The 15,423-nt window shown below is 70.7% G+C and carries 13 protein-coding genes and 1 riboswitch; of the genes, 5 read left to right on the forward strand and 8 right to left on the reverse strand.

Annotation, left to right across the window (positions count from 1 at the left end; translation table 11 throughout):
* Positions 1 to 207: 207 nt before the first annotated feature.
* Positions 208 to 2,004, forward strand: coding sequence for a long-chain fatty acid--CoA ligase (locus tag AB5J53_RS14375; RefSeq protein WP_369246030.1), 1,797 nt, complete (start codon positions 208 to 210; stop codon positions 2,002 to 2,004).
* A 172-nt stretch (positions 2,005 to 2,176) separates the two neighbouring features.
* Here AB5J53_RS14375 and AB5J53_RS14380 read toward each other — a convergent pair whose 3' ends face one another.
* Positions 2,177 to 3,319: a glycosyltransferase family 4 protein gene (locus AB5J53_RS14380; RefSeq protein WP_369246031.1), complete on the reverse strand. Its 1,143-nt coding sequence runs from the start codon at positions 3,317 to 3,319 to the stop codon at positions 2,177 to 2,179.
* Positions 3,320 to 3,510: 191 nt separating this feature from the next.
* Here AB5J53_RS14380 and AB5J53_RS14385 point away from each other — a divergent pair, with 191 nt between their 5' ends.
* Positions 3,511 to 4,704 (forward strand): glycosyltransferase 87 family protein, encoded by a 1,194-nt coding sequence (locus tag AB5J53_RS14385; protein WP_369246032.1) that lies wholly within the window; start codon positions 3,511 to 3,513, stop codon positions 4,702 to 4,704.
* Here the strand turns inward: AB5J53_RS14385 and AB5J53_RS14390 are convergent.
* Entirely contained in the window at positions 4,665 to 5,975 is a 1,311-nt protein-coding gene (locus AB5J53_RS14390) for an MATE family efflux transporter (RefSeq protein WP_369246033.1), read from the reverse strand. The genes AB5J53_RS14385 and AB5J53_RS14390 overlap by 40 nt on opposite strands.
* 164 nt (positions 5,976 to 6,139) lie before the next feature.
* On the opposite strand from AB5J53_RS14390, the gene AB5J53_RS14395 reads away from it, so the two are divergent.
* On the forward strand, positions 6,140 to 6,670 hold the full coding sequence (locus AB5J53_RS14395) for a PadR family transcriptional regulator (protein ID WP_369246034.1): 531 nt from the start codon (positions 6,140 to 6,142) through the stop codon (positions 6,668 to 6,670).
* 103 nt (positions 6,671 to 6,773) lie between these two features.
* Here AB5J53_RS14395 and AB5J53_RS14400 read toward each other — a convergent pair whose 3' ends face one another.
* The 5 genes from AB5J53_RS14400 to AB5J53_RS14420 all read right to left on the reverse strand — a co-directional run bounded on the left by AB5J53_RS14400 (position 6,774) and on the right by AB5J53_RS14420 (position 12,212).
* Complete coding sequence (locus AB5J53_RS14400; protein ID WP_369246035.1) at positions 6,774 to 7,970, reverse strand: hypothetical protein; 1,197 nt, start codon at positions 7,968 to 7,970, stop codon at positions 6,774 to 6,776.
* Positions 7,971 to 8,002: 32 nt separating this feature from the next.
* Positions 8,003 to 9,025, reverse strand: a complete 1,023-nt coding sequence (locus AB5J53_RS14405; protein ID WP_369246036.1) for an NlpC/P60 family protein — start codon at positions 9,023 to 9,025, stop codon at positions 8,003 to 8,005.
* A 226-nt stretch (positions 9,026 to 9,251) separates the two neighbouring features.
* Positions 9,252 to 10,283, reverse strand: coding sequence for an NlpC/P60 family protein (locus AB5J53_RS14410; protein WP_369246037.1), 1,032 nt, complete (start codon positions 10,281 to 10,283; stop codon positions 9,252 to 9,254).
* A 305-nt stretch (positions 10,284 to 10,588) separates the two neighbouring features.
* On the reverse strand, positions 10,589 to 11,938 hold the full coding sequence (locus AB5J53_RS14415; protein WP_369246038.1) for an NYN domain-containing protein: 1,350 nt from the start codon (positions 11,936 to 11,938) through the stop codon (positions 10,589 to 10,591).
* Positions 11,939 to 11,972: 34 nt separating this feature from the next.
* Positions 11,973 to 12,212 (reverse strand): hypothetical protein, encoded by a 240-nt coding sequence (locus AB5J53_RS14420; protein ID WP_037624014.1) that lies wholly within the window; start codon positions 12,210 to 12,212, stop codon positions 11,973 to 11,975.
* 154 nt (positions 12,213 to 12,366) lie between these two features.
* Here AB5J53_RS14420 and AB5J53_RS14425 point away from each other — a divergent pair, with 154 nt between their 5' ends.
* Positions 12,367 to 13,119 carry a rhomboid family intramembrane serine protease gene (locus AB5J53_RS14425; RefSeq protein ID WP_369246039.1) on the forward strand — a complete coding sequence of 251 codons (753 nt, stop codon included), beginning with the start codon at positions 12,367 to 12,369 and terminating at the stop codon, positions 13,117 to 13,119.
* A gap of 42 nt (positions 13,120 to 13,161) precedes the next feature.
* Positions 13,162 to 13,443, forward strand: a complete 282-nt coding sequence (locus tag AB5J53_RS14430) for an Lrp/AsnC family transcriptional regulator (RefSeq protein WP_189190445.1) — start codon at positions 13,162 to 13,164, stop codon at positions 13,441 to 13,443.
* A gap of 149 nt (positions 13,444 to 13,592) precedes the next feature.
* Here AB5J53_RS14430 and AB5J53_RS14435 read toward each other — a convergent pair whose 3' ends face one another.
* A complete protein-coding gene (locus AB5J53_RS14435) occupies positions 13,593 to 14,954 on the reverse strand; it encodes an aminotransferase class V-fold PLP-dependent enzyme (protein ID WP_369246040.1) in 1,362 nt (453 codons plus the stop codon).
* A 190-nt stretch (positions 14,955 to 15,144) separates the two neighbouring features.
* A riboswitch (SAM riboswitch) is annotated at positions 15,145 to 15,261 on the reverse strand.
* Between the last annotated feature and the right edge of the window lie 162 nt (positions 15,262 to 15,423).

The raw sequence follows: 15,423 nt of genomic DNA on the forward strand, positions 1-15,423 counted from the left end.
TGCGCGAAGGAACGCCAACACGTGTGACGCACAGAACATCTCGCCGGAACCCCCTGTCGAAGAAGCCATACCGGCGGGTAACGTCCGGGCCGTCCAGTCGTACTCAGGATTTCAACAAGTGATCTCTTGAGTACTTGCCCGAGCCTTGGACCGCACCGTCGCATCACACAGAGTCGTGGCGCCGGCGCCCTATGAGGAGCAGCAGTCTTGCGCGAGTTCAGCCTTCCGGCTTTGTACGAGGTCCCTGCGGACGGCAACCTGACCGACATCGTCCGCAGAAACGCCGCGCAGCATCCCGACGTAGCCGTCATCGCCCGCAAGGTGGGCGGCACTTGGACGGATGTCACCGCCACCGCCTTCCTCGCCGAGGTGCGGGACGCCGCCAAGGGCCTGATCGCCTCCGGCGTCCAGCCGGGCGACCGGGTCGGCCTGATGTCCCGTACCCGCTACGAGTGGACGCTGCTCGACTTCGCGATCTGGAGCGCGGGCGCGATCACCGTGCCGGTGTACGAGACCAGCTCCGCCGAGCAGGTGCAGTGGGTCCTCGGCGACTCGGGCGCGACCGCCTGCATCGTCGAGCTGGACACGCACGCGGCCTCCGTGGAGTCGGTGCGCGACCGGCTGCCCGCCCTCAAGCACGTCTGGCAGATCGAGGCCGGCGGCGTGGAGGAGCTGGGACGCCTCGGCAAGGACGTCAGCGACGCCACCGTCGAGGAGCGCAGCTCGCTCGCCAAGGCCGACGACCCGGCGACCATCGTCTACACGAGCGGCACGACCGGCCGCCCCAAGGGCTGTGTCCTCACCCACCGCGCCTTCTTCGCGGAGTGCGGCAACATCGTGGAGCGGCTGCGCCCGCTCTTCCGCACGGGCGAGTGTTCCGTCCTGCTCTTCCTCCCGCTCGCCCATGTCTTCGGGCGGCTCGTGCAGGTCGCGCCGATGATGGCGCCGATCAAGCTGGGCTGTGTCCCGGACATCAAGAACCTCACCGACGAGCTGGCCGCGTTCCGGCCGACGCTGATCCTCGGTGTGCCGCGCGTCTTCGAGAAGGTCTACAACTCGGCGCGTGCCAAGGCGCAGGCGGACGGCAAGGGCAAGATCTTCGACAAGGCGGCCGACACGGCGATCGCGTACAGCCGCGCCCTGGACACCCCCTCCGGCCCGTCGCTCGGTCTGAAGATCAAGTACAAGACCTTCGACAAGCTCGTCTACAGCAAGCTGCGCGCGGTGCTGGGCGGTCGCGGCGAGTACGCGATCTCGGGCGGAGCCCCGCTCGGCGAGCGGCTCGGCCACTTCTTCCGCGGCATCGGCTTCACGGTCCTGGAGGGCTACGGCCTGACGGAGTCCTGCGCGGCCACCGCCTTCAACCCCTGGGACCGTACGAAGATCGGCACCGTCGGCCAGCCGCTGCCGGGTTCCGTGATCCGCATCGCGGACGACGGCGAGGTGCTGCTGCACGGCGAGCACCTGTTCCAGGGGTACTGGAACAACGAGGGCGCGACCGCCGAGGCCCTCGCCGACGGCTGGTTCCACACCGGTGACATCGGCACCCTCGACGAGGACGGCTACCTCCGGATCACCGGCCGCAAGAAGGAGATCATCGTCACCGCGGGCGGCAAGAACGTCGCCCCGGCCGTGATCGAGGACCGCATCCGCGCGCACGCGCTGGTCGCGGAGTGCATGGTGGTCGGCGACGGGCGCCCGTTCGTCGGCGCGCTGGTCACCGTCGACGAGGAGTTCCTGGGCCGCTGGGCCGAGGAGCACGGGAAGCCGGCCGGCTCGACCGCGGCGTCACTGCGCGAGGACGCGGACCTGGTCGCCGCGATTCAGGACGCGGTCGACGACGGCAATGCTGCCGTCTCCAAGGCGGAGTCGGTGCGCAAGTTCCGGATCCTCGCCTCCCAGTTCAGCGAGGAGTCGGGGCACCTCACGCCGTCACTCAAGCTCAAGCGGAATGTGGTGGCGAAGGATTACGCCGACGAGATCGAAGCGATTTACCGGGGCTGACGCCCCAGCGGCCGACCTCCCGCCGTAGGGGCGGGGGTTTCGGTACGGCTGACCGGCCGCGAGTGGTTGCTCGCGCAGTTCCCCGCGCCCCTTCAGGGGTGCGGGGAACTGCGCGATCAGCCCCCACCGACCCACAGTCGCCCGAAGCCGGCCGGCGGCACCCCTGTAGGCGCTACAACAGCTCCCGCAGCCGCTCAGCCAGCAGATCCCAGCGCCACTTCTCCTCCACCCACTGACGCCCCCGCTCCCCCATCCGGCGGCGCAGCTCGGAGTCCCCGAGAAGGGTGATGATGCGGTCGGCCGACTCGTCCGGCGACCCTCCGCGTACGACCCAGCCGGTCTCACCGTCGAGGACGGCGTCCGGCGCCCCGCCCGAGTCGCCGGCGACGACGGGCAGCCCGGTGGCCGACGCCTCCAGATACACGATGCCGAGACCCTCCACGTCGAGCCCGCCCCGGCGCGTCCGGCAGGGCATCGCGAAGACATCCCCCGCGCCGTAGTGCGCGGGCAGCTCGGACCAGGGCACCGCCCCGGTGAAGCGGACGGACTGACCGACACCGGTGTCGTACGCGAGCTTGCGCAGCTCCTTCTCGTACGGCCCGCCGCCGACGATCAGCAGCACCGCGTCCGGCTCCTTGGCCAGGATGCGCGGCATGGCGAGGATCAGCGTGTCCTGGCCCTTGCGCGGGACCAGGCGGGAGACGCAGACCACCACGGGGCGGTCCGTCAGGCCGAGGCGGGCGCGGATCGCGTCGCCGCCGGAGCCGGGGTGGAAGGTCTTCTCGTCGACGCCGGGCGGCAGTTGGACCATGCGGGACGCGGCCTCGGGGGTCAGCGCGGAGGCGATCCGCGAGCGCGTGTACTCCCCGAGGTAGCTGATCGTGTCCGTGGACTCGCCGATGCGGCGCAGCAGCCCGCGCGCGGCGGGCAGCTGTGCCCAGCCCGCCTCGTGGCCGTGCGTGGTCGCCACGAGCCGTCGCGCGCCCGCCCTGCGCAGCGCGGGCGCCATCAGGCCGAGCGGCGCCGCCGCCCCGAACCACACCGACGTACAGCCGTGTTCGCGCAGCAGCCCGACGGCACGCCGGGTGGCGCCCGGGGTCGGCAGCAGCATCGTCGTGCGGTCCCGTACGACGGTGAAGGGCTGTTCGGCGTCGAAGGCGGCGGTCGCCTCGACGCCCTCGCGGCCACGCTTCCACGTGGAGGCGTAGACGACGAGCTGCTCGGGGTCCAGGCGCAGCGCCATGTTGTGCAGGAACGCCTGGATGCCGCCGGGGCGGGGCGGGAAGTCGTTCGTCACGATCAAGGTCTTGTGCATCGTGTTCGACAGTATCGAACCTATACTCACAGGTCCGCATGGCCGCGCTTGATGGCTCGCGCACAGGGCGGCGCGCGATCATGACTCCGCGACATCACGGCAGCGAAGTACATGGGTTCGGGACGGACAAGGGCCAGGTGGGCATGACGGGCGCAAGGGGGGCGAGGCTCCCGTTCGGAGTGCTCGCACTCATGGGAACCTGGGGCCTGACCAGGCTGGCCCTGCTGCTCTTCGTGTACAAGGTGTACGTCTTCCCCGGCCCGGATGTCACGAGCGACGTCTCCGTGATCTACCAGGGCTGGTACGAGGTCCTGCGGCACGGCACCTTCCCGCTCGACGACGTCACCTGGCAGTACCCGCCTGCCGCCGCGCTCCCGATCCTCTCCCCCGCCCTGCTGCCCTTCCTCGACTACGCGCATGCCTTCTATCTGCTGGCCTTCCTCGCCGACTTCGTGGTGTTCGGGCTGCTCCAGTACGCGGGCCTGCGCTCCGGCAAGACGATGCGCGGCGCCTGGGTGTGGGTGATCGGCGTACCGCTGCTCGGGCCGACCGTGTACGCCCGCTACGACGTGATGGTGACGGCCGTCGCGGTCGCGGCCCTGCTCGCCGGGGCGCGCCATCCGCGGGTGATGGGCGCGCTGGTGGGCTTCGGCGCGATGCTGAAGGTGTGGCCGGTGCTGCTGCTCGTCGGGGCCGTCCGGCGCCGCGCGTGGGCCGCGGCTGCGCTGACCGCCGGCGGGATCGCGGCGCTGTTCGCCATGGCGATGCCCGGCGCCTTCTCCTTCCTCACCTTCCAGCGCAACCGCGGCACGGAGGTGGAGTCGCTCGGCTCCCTCGTCTTCCATGTGGCCCGGCAGCACGGCTGGAACGGCCAGGTGCTGCTGAACTACGGCTCCGTGGAGTTCCTCGGCCCGTACGTCGACGTGGTGAGCACGGTGGCCCTGGTGCTCACCGCGGTCGCGCTCGGCTGGCTGCTGATGTGGCGACTGTGCGCCAAGCGGTTCCTGCCGCACACGCTCGCCGACGCCGCTTTCGTGGGCGTGCTGATGTTCACGACCACCAGCCGGGTCATCAGCCCGCAGTACATGGTCTGGCTGGTCGGGCTCGCGGCGGTCTGCCTGTGCTTCCGCGGCAGCCGGATGACCCTGCCCGTCGTTCTGGTGCTGGCCGCGTGCTTCGTGACCGTCCTGGAGTTCCCGATCTGGTTCTCGCACGTCGTGTCCAGCAACCCGCTCGGCGTCACTCTCCTCTTCGCGCGCAACGGTCTGCTGGTGATCGCCACGCTGCTCGCCGCCCTGGAGCTGTGGCGGGGCACGGTCTCCGAACCGGCCGCGGCACTCCCCTCTCAGGCCGCCCGCACCAAGGAGAGCCTGGCGTCCTCCTGACGCCTGACCCACACCAGGAGCGCGGCGCACTGCACCGTCATGGACAGCGCGAGGGCGAGGCAGATCCCGGGCAGCCCGAACCCCGACAGGGCGTAGGCGAGCGGGAGTTGGACCGCCGTACCGACCACGGTCACCCGGAGCAGCAGCGGCGCTCCCCCGCTCCCCTCGAAGACCCCGCCGAGCGCGATGAAGCAGGCCATCAGCAGCAGGTAGGGCCCGACGCAGCGCAGGAACAGCACGCCCTCGTGCGCGACCCCGGGTCCGGCGCCGAAGGCACGCATGATCCAGGGGGCGAGGAGACCGAGCAGGGAGGCGGCGAGCACGCCGACCGCTCCCGAGACGAGCACGGCCTGTCGCCCGATGGCGCCCCGCTCGTCCCCGCCCGCGCCCCGCGTGTGCGCGGTGTGGATCGAGGCGGCCTGCCGTACCGAGTAGAAGGCCATGGTCGCGATGTACATGACCTTGTACGCGATCGAGTACGCGGCCACGGCCGTCACCCCGAGCCGGGCCACGATCGCGACCAGGACCAGCGCCCCGCCCTGCCGCACGGTGAAGTCGGCGGACATCGGCAGCCCGGTCGTGAGGGTCCGGCGCAGCGCCGCACCGGTGGTCTCCGAGGGCGGGACGGCCGCCGCCTCCCGCAGCAGCTCGTTCCCACGCAGCGCGCGCAGCCCCACGGCCAGGGCCACACAGCGGCACAGCACCGTGGAGGCGGCGGCGCCCTCGACGCCGTACGCGTGGATGAGCAGCGGGTCGAGCCCGAGGATCAGTCCGTTGGCCAGCAGGGCGAGCCGCATCGGGGTGCGGGTGTCGCCGGTGCCCTTCAGGATCCCGTCGACGAGGTTCTGCGCGAAGAAGACGGCGATGCCCGGCAGGGAGATCGCGAAGTAGGCGACGGCGAGCGCCAGGGCTCGCCCGTCACCGCCCAGCACGAGCCGGGCCAGCGGCTCCCGCAGCAGATACCCGCCCACCGCGACCACCGGCGTGACCGCCGCGCACAGCGCCCATCCTCCGCGTACGGCCGCCCGGACCGCCCCCGGATCCCGTGCGCCCCTGGCGTGCGAGACCAGGACCGTCGTCCCGGAGGCGAAGACCAGGGCGACGCCGAGGAGCACGTTCTCGGTGTTGGTCGCGACCGCGACGGCGGCCACGGCGGCTCCGCCGAGCCGGGAGACCCAGACGGTGTTGATGATCCCGGCGGCGACGGAGGCGAGCAGGGAGAAGTACACGGGGTGGGCGAGAGATATGAGCTGCTTTCGGTGGACGTTCACGCATGACTCCCTCGGCACGAGTTTTCTTGGCCGCCTCGATACGAACTACCTCGACACGAGCCGCATCGATACGAGCTACCTCGCTACGAGCTATCTCGTTTCGAGGTAGCTCGATAAGAGGTATCATGCACTCAAGAGACCCGCAACCACCACGGAGCCGCCGCATGCTGGAGCTGTCGATCCTCGGCTTCCTCTTCGAGGAGCCCTTGCACGGCTACGAGCTGAAGGAGCGCATCAAGGCCCTCAGCGGCCATGTCCGCCCGGTCAGCGACGGCGCGCTCTACCCCGCGATCACCCGCCTCGTCGCCGCGGGAAAGCTGGACCAGCACACCGAGCCGGGCAGCAGCGCGGCCCCGCGCCGCATCCTGTCGCTCACCGACAAGGGCCGCGAGGAACTCCTGGAGCGGCTGCGTCACCCCAAGCAGGCCGAGATCACCGACCACGTGCGCTTCAACACGCTGCTGGCGTTCCTGCGCCACCTCCCCGACCCCCGGGAGCAGGCCGCGGTCCTGCGCCGCCGCCAGGAGTTCCTTCAGACGCCCGCGAGCTTCTTCTACCGGGACGGCGAACCCGTACGGGCGGAGGAGACGGACGACCTCTTCCGGCAGGGCATGCTGCGGGTCGCTCGGGCGACGGGCGAGGCGGAGCGGAAGTGGCTCGCGGAAGCGATCGCCCAGCTCGATCGGCGGAGTTGACCTCTGGACGGCGGAATCAGCCGAGTTGACCCCTGGACCGCGGAATCAGCCGAATTGAGCCCTGGACCGCGGAATCAGCCGAATTGAGCCCTGGACCGCGGAATCAGCCGAGTTGAGCCCTGAGATAGTCCCGCCACTGCTCGGTGAACTTCTCCGGCGTCGTGTGCAGCACGTCGCGCAGCGCGCCCTCGACCGCCCCGGCCCGTTTCTCGTGGTCGCCCACCGCCCGGTAGAAGTCGTTCAGCCGGACCTCGCCCCAGCGGTCGGCGATCAATCGGCAGGCCATCCAGCCGCCCTCGTACGCCTGCGCCAGCCGCGCCGCGTCCCCGGTGAACCCGAAGTCCTTGTCCTCCGGCAGTGCGGCCGGGACATGCCCCTCCACGACGGCGCGCTCCAGCTCCGGCGCGACCTGCGCGGCCGTCCGCCCGCTGCCGCGGTAGCCCACCCAGTCCGCGTATCCCTCGGAGAGCCACAGGGGCGTGGCCGCCGTGGTGTGAGTGCGGGTGGCGACATGCGTCGTCTCGTGGGTGAGCACGACCTGTTTGCCGAAGTCGCCGAGGACGCTGTACGCGTCGGGGTTGACGATGATCCGGTCCGCGGGCGCCCGCGCCGAGCCGCCCGCCTCGCCGGTGGTGACCGCCGCGATCCCCCGGTAGCCGGACGCCGGAGCGCCGAGCAGCCCCGCCATCGCCTGCAGCGACTTCGGTACGAGCACGACGACGTGCCGCGACCAGTCGGCGCCCCACGCCTCCGACACGGCGGGCACGGCGTGGTCCGCGAGATCCGCGTACGCGCGAAGGCGCTCGCCGGACTGGCCGACCCCCAGGACGAGGCTGTGCTCACCGCGTACGACCGTCACGGCCCCTTGCTCCCACAGCTGCTCAGTGGCCTTCTCTGCGGGCTCGTCGGAAGCGACGTACCAGGTCCCCCCGCCGCGGGTCAGGCGGAGGGTGCGGGCGGCGGTGACGGGCGCGGTGTCGTAGCCCTTGATGCGGTAGCGCAGCTCCGCATCCGCCGTGGCGCGGTCGCCGGAGCGGTGCAGGGCGGTCAGGTGATACGACCAGGACGCCAGCGGGACATCGCGCAGATTCCCGAACTCGGTGTCGGCGGTGGCCGGTCGCCCGGTGGCCCGGTACGCCGGCTCGTCCCGGTCGAGGACCGCCGCCGCCCGCTTGTCGAGCACCCGCTGCACCTCGGCCGTCGTGGTGTCCGACGGCGCGCGGCCGCCGCAGCCGACGAGCACGGCGAGCAGCAGCACCAGGGAGAGCACCGCTCTCGACGCACGCCTTCGACCAGCCACGTTCCCGATCGTACGGCGGCTTCGCCCATGGGTCAGACCCGCGTCACGGACGCGATCGGCATCATGCCCACCGGGTCGTAACGCACCGGGGCGCCCGGGTAGGGCGCGTGGATCACCTGGCCGTTGCCCATGTACATCGCGATGTGGCTCGCGTCCGAGCGGTAGGTGACCAGGTCGCCGGGCTGCGCCTGGGAGAGCGGTACCTGGTGTCCGGCGTACTGCTGGGCCTGCGAGGTGCGCGGCAGACCGACTCCGACCTGCGCGTACGACCACTGCACGAGGCCCGAACAGTCGAAGCCGCCGGGCCCGTTGGCACCCCACACGTAGGGGCGGCCGAGCGCCGAGCGGGCCGCGGCGACGGCGGCGGCCGCCCGGGCCGAGGAGGGGACGACGCCCCCGAGGTCGGGCATGTCGGCGCGCGCGGAACGCGACGCCCGGTCGTAGGCGTCACGCACGGCGTCCGGCAGCGAGTTGAGCAGCTGCTGCGCCTTGGCCAGTTTCCGCTCGACGATCCGCTTGTTCTGGGCGACGGCCTTGCGGCTGCGCTCCAGCTCCGCGAGTTTGCCGGTGGCCTCCTCGCGTTTCTGGGCGAGGTCGCGCATGGCGAGCTGGAGGTCCTTGAGTTCACCGGCCTGGTACACGGTGATCCGGTCAAGGGCGGCGGCCTTGTCGAGGTAGTCGCCCGGGTCGTCGGCGAACAGCAGCGCGAGCGAGGCGTCGAGGCCACCGGTCCGGTACTGGGCTCCGGCGAGCGAACCGAGCGCGTCCCGCATGGTGTTGACGCGCTCCTGCTGCCGGGCGATCTCGTCCTGTGCCGTGCCGACTTCCTTGCGCAGCGAGTCGGCGCGCTCGTCGGCCTTGTTGTACGCCTCGGTGGCCTTCTCCGCCTGTGCGTACAGGCGGTCCACCTCGGCCCGGGTGTCTTCCTGCGGTGCTGCGGCGGCCGGCAGGGCGCCGAGTGCCGCGGCCGCGGCGGACATCACGCAGACGGCGAAACCGGCGGCGCCGGCGCCCCGGTCGAAGCCGGACGGTGCAAGGCGGCGATGGGACCCCACGGGTAGCCGCTCTCCCTTCCGCTGACAGTCCCCCGGAATTGGGGGAAACGCGCCAGACAGTAGCCGTGCGGCTGCGCACCGACCAAAGCCCTCCTGCGGGCACACAAAGGGACGCCCCGCCGGAGACGCAGGTCACCGACGGGGCGTGGGGTCAGCAGGAGGTGCCGCGATTCGCCCGTTTGGGCGGAGCTGCGAGGGGTCCCTGGGCCCCTTCAGGAGGTGTGCGTCAGATCCGGACGCCGAACTGGAAGGGCATGTTGCCGATCGACTCGTAGCGGACGACCGCGCCGGTGTGCGGGGCGTGCAGCACCTGGCCGTTGCCCGCGTAGAGGCCGACGTGGTGGTAGTCGCCGTAGAAGATGACCAGGTCGCCGACCTGCAGGGCGCTCTGCGAGTAGATGCGCGTACCGGCGTTGGCCTGCGCCTCCGAGGTCCGGGGTATGGAGACACCGGCCTGGGCGTACGCCCACGAGGTGAGGCCCGAGCAGTCGAAGGAGCTGGGGCCGGAGGCGCCGTAGACGTACGGCGAGCCGATCTTGCTCTGCGCGGCGGAGAATGCGGCCCCGGCGCGCCCGGAGCCCTTGCTGTTGCCGAGGTCGACGCGCTCGCTGGCCCGGGTGGCGCGCTCCTGCTCGGCGGCCGCGAGGGCCGCCTTCTCCTTGGCCGTCAGGGTGTTGAGGAGCTTCTGGGCCGAGCCGAGCTTGGCCTGGACTTCCTTCTTCTTCTTGGCCAGCTCCGCCCGGGTGTCGGCGAGGTCCTTGAGCTTGTCGGAGGCTTCCTTGCGCTGCTGGGCGAGCGAACGCTGCTTCTCCTGGACCTTCTTGAGCGCCTCGACCTGCTGAGCGCTCAGCTGGTCCATCGTGGACGCCTTGTCGAGGTAGCTGTCCGGGTCGGAGGAGAGGAAGAGGGCCACGGAGGGGTCGATGCCTCCGGTGCGGTACTGGGCGCTGGCCATCGAACCGAGGCCGTCGCGCAGCTCGTTGAGCTCTTCCTGGCCGCGGGCGACGTTGTCCTGAAGGGCGCTGATCTCCTTCTGCAGCTTCGCCTGCTTCTCCTTGGCCCCGTCGAGCTTCTCGGTGGCCTTCTCGGCCTCCTCGTAGAGCTTGTCGACCTTGGCCTTGACCTCGTCCTTGCTCGGCTTCTCGCTCGGCGCGGCGTTGGCGACGTTCGCGCTGAGGGCCACGGCAGCTGCGGCGGCGGTGGTGAGCACGGTCACACGGGTGCGGCTCGGCTGCTTGGGTCGACGGTGGGACGCCACGAAGGCGAGCTCCTTCTTCCTCCAGCCGCCTGCCGAATGCGCCGACGGGCGGTGCCCCTCCGCCGTCACTCCCAATGAGTGATCACCCGAGCGGAGGTTCGAGGCCTGACCCTAGTGACCTTCTTGTGATCAGTTCAAATCCTCATAGGAAAAATCTCGGTCACCGAGTGCATTCTTTGCCGACAACTCACGTGCAGTAATGCGCGCTTGACACTACGTTGCGTGAAGGTTTCGCCAATTCGGGCATCACGCCCGGACGTTACGCATGGGACTTACGTTGCCAATGAGACGTAGGCCCCAGATGGTCAACCGCGCGAAAAGCGCTTGAGGAGCACCGCCGAAGCGACCGGCCGCGCACCCGCCTTGGCGATGCCGTCGGCCACCTCACGGTCGGTGGAGACCACGATGACCGGCCGCCCGGGCGGCTCGGCGCGGACCAGCTGACGGATCAACTCGTCAGCGGTGACACCGGGCTTGGAGAACAGCACCCGCACCCCGCGCGGCGGCGCGAGCAGCACGGGCGCGGCCAGCTCGGCCCCGTCGAAGACGCACGTCACCTCGGCACCGGTCTGCGCGGCGAGCTGCGAGAGCTGCCCGAGCAGCCTCAGACGCTGCTTCTCGAGCGGCATCTGCGGATAGCCGGTCTTGGTGACGTTGTAGCCGTCGACCACCAGATGCGCCTGCGGCAGCGCGAGCAGCTGGTCGAGGATCGCCGGGTCGTTTTCGGACAGGGCGCGGGCGGCGATGTCTTTTGGTGTCATCCGTCCCGGTTCGACCGCATCGACGGTCTCCGCCGGCCGCACCGACACGGGCGGCAGGGCGAGTTCGCGCCGCAGCCCCTGAGTGGCCTCCAGCACGGTGTCGAGCAGCAGCCGTACCCGCATGTCCTCGACGCTGCGCCCCTCGCGCGCCGCGCGCCGCGTCGCCTCCAGGGCCGCCTCGGCCTCCCCCAGCCGCGCCTTGAGCCGCCGGGTCTCGCTCTCGGCGGCGGACACCTGGATCTGCCCCTCGGCCCGTACGGCGTCCATCTCGGCCCGGAGCTTGCGCAGCGCCGCCTCGCCGCGCTTGACGTCACTGAGGGCGCCGCGCAGTTTGCGGTGAAGCGATTCGGCTTCCTTCTTCGCCGACTCCAGGTCCGTGCGCAGCCGTTCGGTCTCGGCCTTCGTCTGGCCGCGGGCCTCCGCGAGCTCCTCGCGCAGCCGCTCCAGCTCGGCCCGGCTCTCCTCGCCGGCCCGCTCGGCGTCCGCCCGCAGGGCCTCCTCGCCCGCGGCGGTCACCAGCTTCACCCAGCCCGCGGGGCGCAGCACATAGGCCGCGGCCGCCACGTCCAGCGGATCCGCGGCCGGGGGCGGCGCGCCCGAGTCGAGGGCACCGGTGAGCTCCGGCTGAGCCTCTCTCAGCTTCTCGGCGATGCGCTGTCTGAACAGCGGGTCGGTCTCCAGAGCCGCGGCCATGGCGTTACCGGCGAACTTGGCCCGGCGATTAGGAGCGAACCGGGCGTACTGCCGCAATTGGACAGGAAGTTCGGCGACGGTCAACCCGCCGAACCCGTCCGAAACAATCTGGACGACTCTTCTGCGCACACCATCGGGCAGCGGACGGTCGAGCACCTCAGCGGTGCCGTCGTCCGGCTCCCCGCCTGTGGTCTCCACCATCAGTCACCCCAATACCTGTGCGGGGCCCGCTCCCTCAGGAGCCGGCACCCGGCCTGTCCACGAGTTCCACCTGATCCACCGCGTTGCACCAACGGCAGCGGACCGACTCGATGGTCTCACTGACCACCTCGCGCTCCTCGACCTTCGGCTCACCGGCCAGGTCGAGGTGCACATACTCGACGACCTTCGACGAGCGGGTCACGTCAAAACGCGTGAGGTTGCCGCAGAGCGTGCAGCGCCAGCGAGTCTTGGCGTCCGGCAGGGGAACCGTCATGTGGCAGTCGCTTTCCTTCTAGTGTCCGTCCAGCGCCAGTCTCCCTGGTGCATGTGGCTCGTAACCCTACGGCCTGGCGGGTACCCGACGCTCGGCCGTCCGCGGCGGCGAGGCGGTCTGTCCGCATGGCTCCCGTTACGCCATGCTCTGCACCATGATCAGCAAGTGGACTACGACGGTCGGCAGAGCGATGCGAGGACAGTCGGCGCCGGTGACATACGGCCTGATCGCCCTGTGCTGCCTGATCTTCGTGATCGGCCCGGCGGCGGGCCTCAATCCGGCGTACGGCACCGGAGACGAACTGCTGGTCGCCCAGCGGGCCTACTTCCGGCGCTGGGGCGTGCTGCCCGCCGAACTCTTCGACGGCGCGCCCCGCGAGGCGCTCACCCCGGCCACCGCCCTGTTCATCCACGGCAGCTGGCTCCACCTCCTGGGCAACATGCTCTTCTTCTACGTCTTCGGAGCGATGGCGGAGGAACGCATGGGCCATGTGCAGTTCGCCCTCTTCTACGTGGGCTGCGGCTATCTCGCCCTGCTCGGCTACGCGGCCGCCAACGCCGAGTCGCAGCAGTCCCTGGTCGGCGCCTCCGGAGCGATCTCCGCGATCCTCGGCGCGTTCCTGTACCTGTTCCCCAAGGCCCGGGTGACCAGTCTCTTCCCGTTCCTCTTCTTCCTGCCGCTGCGCTTTCCCGCCTGGGTGGTGCTGCCGTTCTGGGTGACCCTGCAGTGGCTCGCGGCCGGCCGCGACACATCGGGCCCCGGGGTCGCCTATCTGGCCCACCTGGTGGGCTTCTCACTGGGGTTCGTCTTCGCGTGGGTCCGATTCGGCCGTACGACTGCTGTGTCTTCCCGGGGGCCAACCCCCGGACCCCCGGCAGAACAACCTGGCCAACTGGACCGCGAGTAGGGTGAGAGCCTCAGCAGCGGCACCCGAGGGAGAGAACCAACCGTGATCACCGCGATCGTCCTCATCAAGACCAGCGTGGACCGGATCCCCGAGATCGCCGAGTCGATCGCCGCGCTGGACAGTGTCAGCGAGGTCTTCTCCGTCACCGGTACGTACGACTTGATCGCCATGGTCCGGGTGAAGGAGCACGAAGACCTGGCGGACGTCATCCCCGGCCGCATCAGCAAGATCCCGGGCGTCGAGGCCACGGACACGCACGTGGCCTTCCGCACGTACTCCCAGCACGACCTGGAAGCGGCGTTCGCCATCGGCCTCGACGGCTAGTTCTTCGCCCCCGCCGCCCCAAACCCCGTTCGCGCAGTTCCCCGCGCCCCTAAAAGGGGCGCGGGGAACTGCGCAATCTTTTAGCGGGGGTCTGGGGGCGGCAGCCCCCAGGTACGGGACGGGCAGGGGCGGAGGGGGCGAAAAAACCCTCAGACGGCCGGGACGCAGCGGCCGTCCTCCGTGCGGTACTGCCACCGCGCACCGTCCCGGACCAGTTCCTTCACGGCGCGCACGAAGCGCTCCACGTGCTCGTCGGGCGTCCCCGCCCCGAAGCTCACCCGGATGGCGTTGAGGGACTTCTCGCCCGGCGCGGCCTCGGGCGCACCGCACTCGCCCTGGGCCTGCGGATCGCTGCCGAGGAGCGTGCGCACCAGCGGGTGGGCGCAGAAGAGCCCGTCGCGGACACCGATGCCGTACTCGGCGGAGAGCGCGGCGGCGAAGTGCGAGCTGTTCCACCCCTCGACGACGAAGGAGATGACCCCGACGCGCGGGGCGTCGTCGCCGAAGAGGGAGAGGACACGCACCTCGGGCACCTCCGCGAGCCCCGCGCGGACCGTGTCGATCAGGTGCCGCTCCCGGGCGACCAGCGTGTCGAACCCGGCCTCGCTCAGCGCCTTGCAGGCCGAGGCGATCGAGTAGGCACCGATGACGTTCGGGGACCCGGCCTCATGACGGGCGGCCGTCTCGTGCCACTCCACGTCCACTCCCCCGTCCTCCCGCCGCGACACCTTGCGGCTGGCCCCGCCACCCGCGAGGTACGGCTCGGCCTCGCGCAGCCAGTCGGAGCGGCCGGCGAGGACGCCGGACCCGAAGGGCGCGTACAGCTTGTGACCGGAGAAGGCGACCCAGTCGACGTCCAGGTCACGGACGGACACCGGGTGGTGCGGGGCCAGCTGCGCGGCGTCGAGGACGATACGGGCGCCGTGTGCATGGGCGGCGGCGGCGAGCTCACGCACCGGCCACAGCTCGCCGGTGACGTTGGACGCGCCGGTGACGCAGACGAGGGCCGGGCCGTAGGGGTCGCGATCGGCTAGCGCGCGCTCCAGGGTCGCGACCGCCTCGTCGGGCGTGCGCGGGGCGTTCAGGTACGTCACCCGGGCGTCCCGCCAGGGCAGCAGCGAGGCGTGGTGCTCGGTCTCGAAGACGAAGACCTGGCAGTCAGCCGGAAGCGTGGCGGCGAGCAGGTTGAGCGAGTCGGTGGTGGAGCGGGTGAAGACGACCTGGTCGCCGTCCCGGCAGTCGAGGAACTCGGCGACGGCCTTGCGGGCGTTCTCGAAAAGGTCGGTGGACAGCTGCGAGAGGTAGCCGGCGCCGCGGTGGACGCTGCCGTAGTACGGGGCGTACGCGGCCACGTCGTCCCACACCCGCTGCAGGGCCGGGGCGCTGGCGGCGTAGTCGAGGGCGGCGTAGGTGACCTCGCCACCGGTGACGAGCGGGACGGTGACATCCCTGCCCAGAACGGGCAGCGGGGCACAAACGGTCTGGTCGGCGACAGTGGTGGAGACAGACATGGCGAGCTCCTGTGAGAGGCGCGGGGAATCACCACGCGAGCGGGTACACGGGGGTACGGCTCAGCGCGGGAAAGGGTGAAAAGGGGTATGCGGAGGCGGGGCTCTACGCCCTATCGCATTCGCTTGCTCACAGAAGGCTCCCTCGAACGACCAGGACCCCTGGGCTGTGTCCACTCAAAAGAGGGCGAGGGGTCCGCGCTTGCCGTAGACCTCGCTGCCTACGGCCTGGTCTTCACCCGGGGCACCCCGCCACGGACGGAGGGTTGCCGGACAGTCGGCCGGGGCCTCATGACTGTCGCTCATGACCTGGTACAGCATCCTGCCACACGATCTTCGGCTCGCAACCCCCGTGTCCGGATACCGGGACGCCGGGCGGCCTCTTGGGGGTTTCTTCGCCCCCTCCGCCCCTGCCCTCCCCCACTCTCGGCTTCGCTCGAGCGGGGGGACCCCCATCGTTCCCGGGGGCTGC

It is taken from the genome of Streptomyces sp. R41 (assembly GCF_041053055.1).
Lineage (GTDB): Bacteria > Actinomycetota > Actinomycetes > Streptomycetales > Streptomycetaceae > Streptomyces.

Excerpts from the sequence above, each read along its gene's own strand:
- AB5J53_RS14380 (WP_369246031.1), bottom strand. The coding sequence starts at position 3,319 with ATGCACAAGACCTTGATCGTGACGAACGACTTCCCGCCCCGCCCCGGC.
- AB5J53_RS14385 (WP_369246032.1), top strand. The coding sequence starts at position 3,511 with ATGGGAACCTGGGGCCTGACCAGGCTGGCCCTGCTGCTCTTCGTGTAC.
- AB5J53_RS14395 (WP_369246034.1), top strand. The coding sequence starts at position 6,140 with ATGCTGGAGCTGTCGATCCTCGGCTTCCTCTTCGAGGAGCCCTTGCAC.
- AB5J53_RS14415 (WP_369246038.1), bottom strand. The coding sequence starts at position 11,938 with ATGGTGGAGACCACAGGCGGGGAGCCGGACGACGGCACCGCTGAGGTG.
- AB5J53_RS14420 (WP_037624014.1), bottom strand. The coding sequence starts at position 12,212 with ATGACGGTTCCCCTGCCGGACGCCAAGACTCGCTGGCGCTGCACGCTC.
- AB5J53_RS14425 (WP_369246039.1), top strand. The coding sequence starts at position 12,367 with ATGATCAGCAAGTGGACTACGACGGTCGGCAGAGCGATGCGAGGACAG.
- AB5J53_RS14435 (WP_369246040.1), bottom strand. The coding sequence starts at position 14,954 with ATGTCTGTCTCCACCACTGTCGCCGACCAGACCGTTTGTGCCCCGCTG.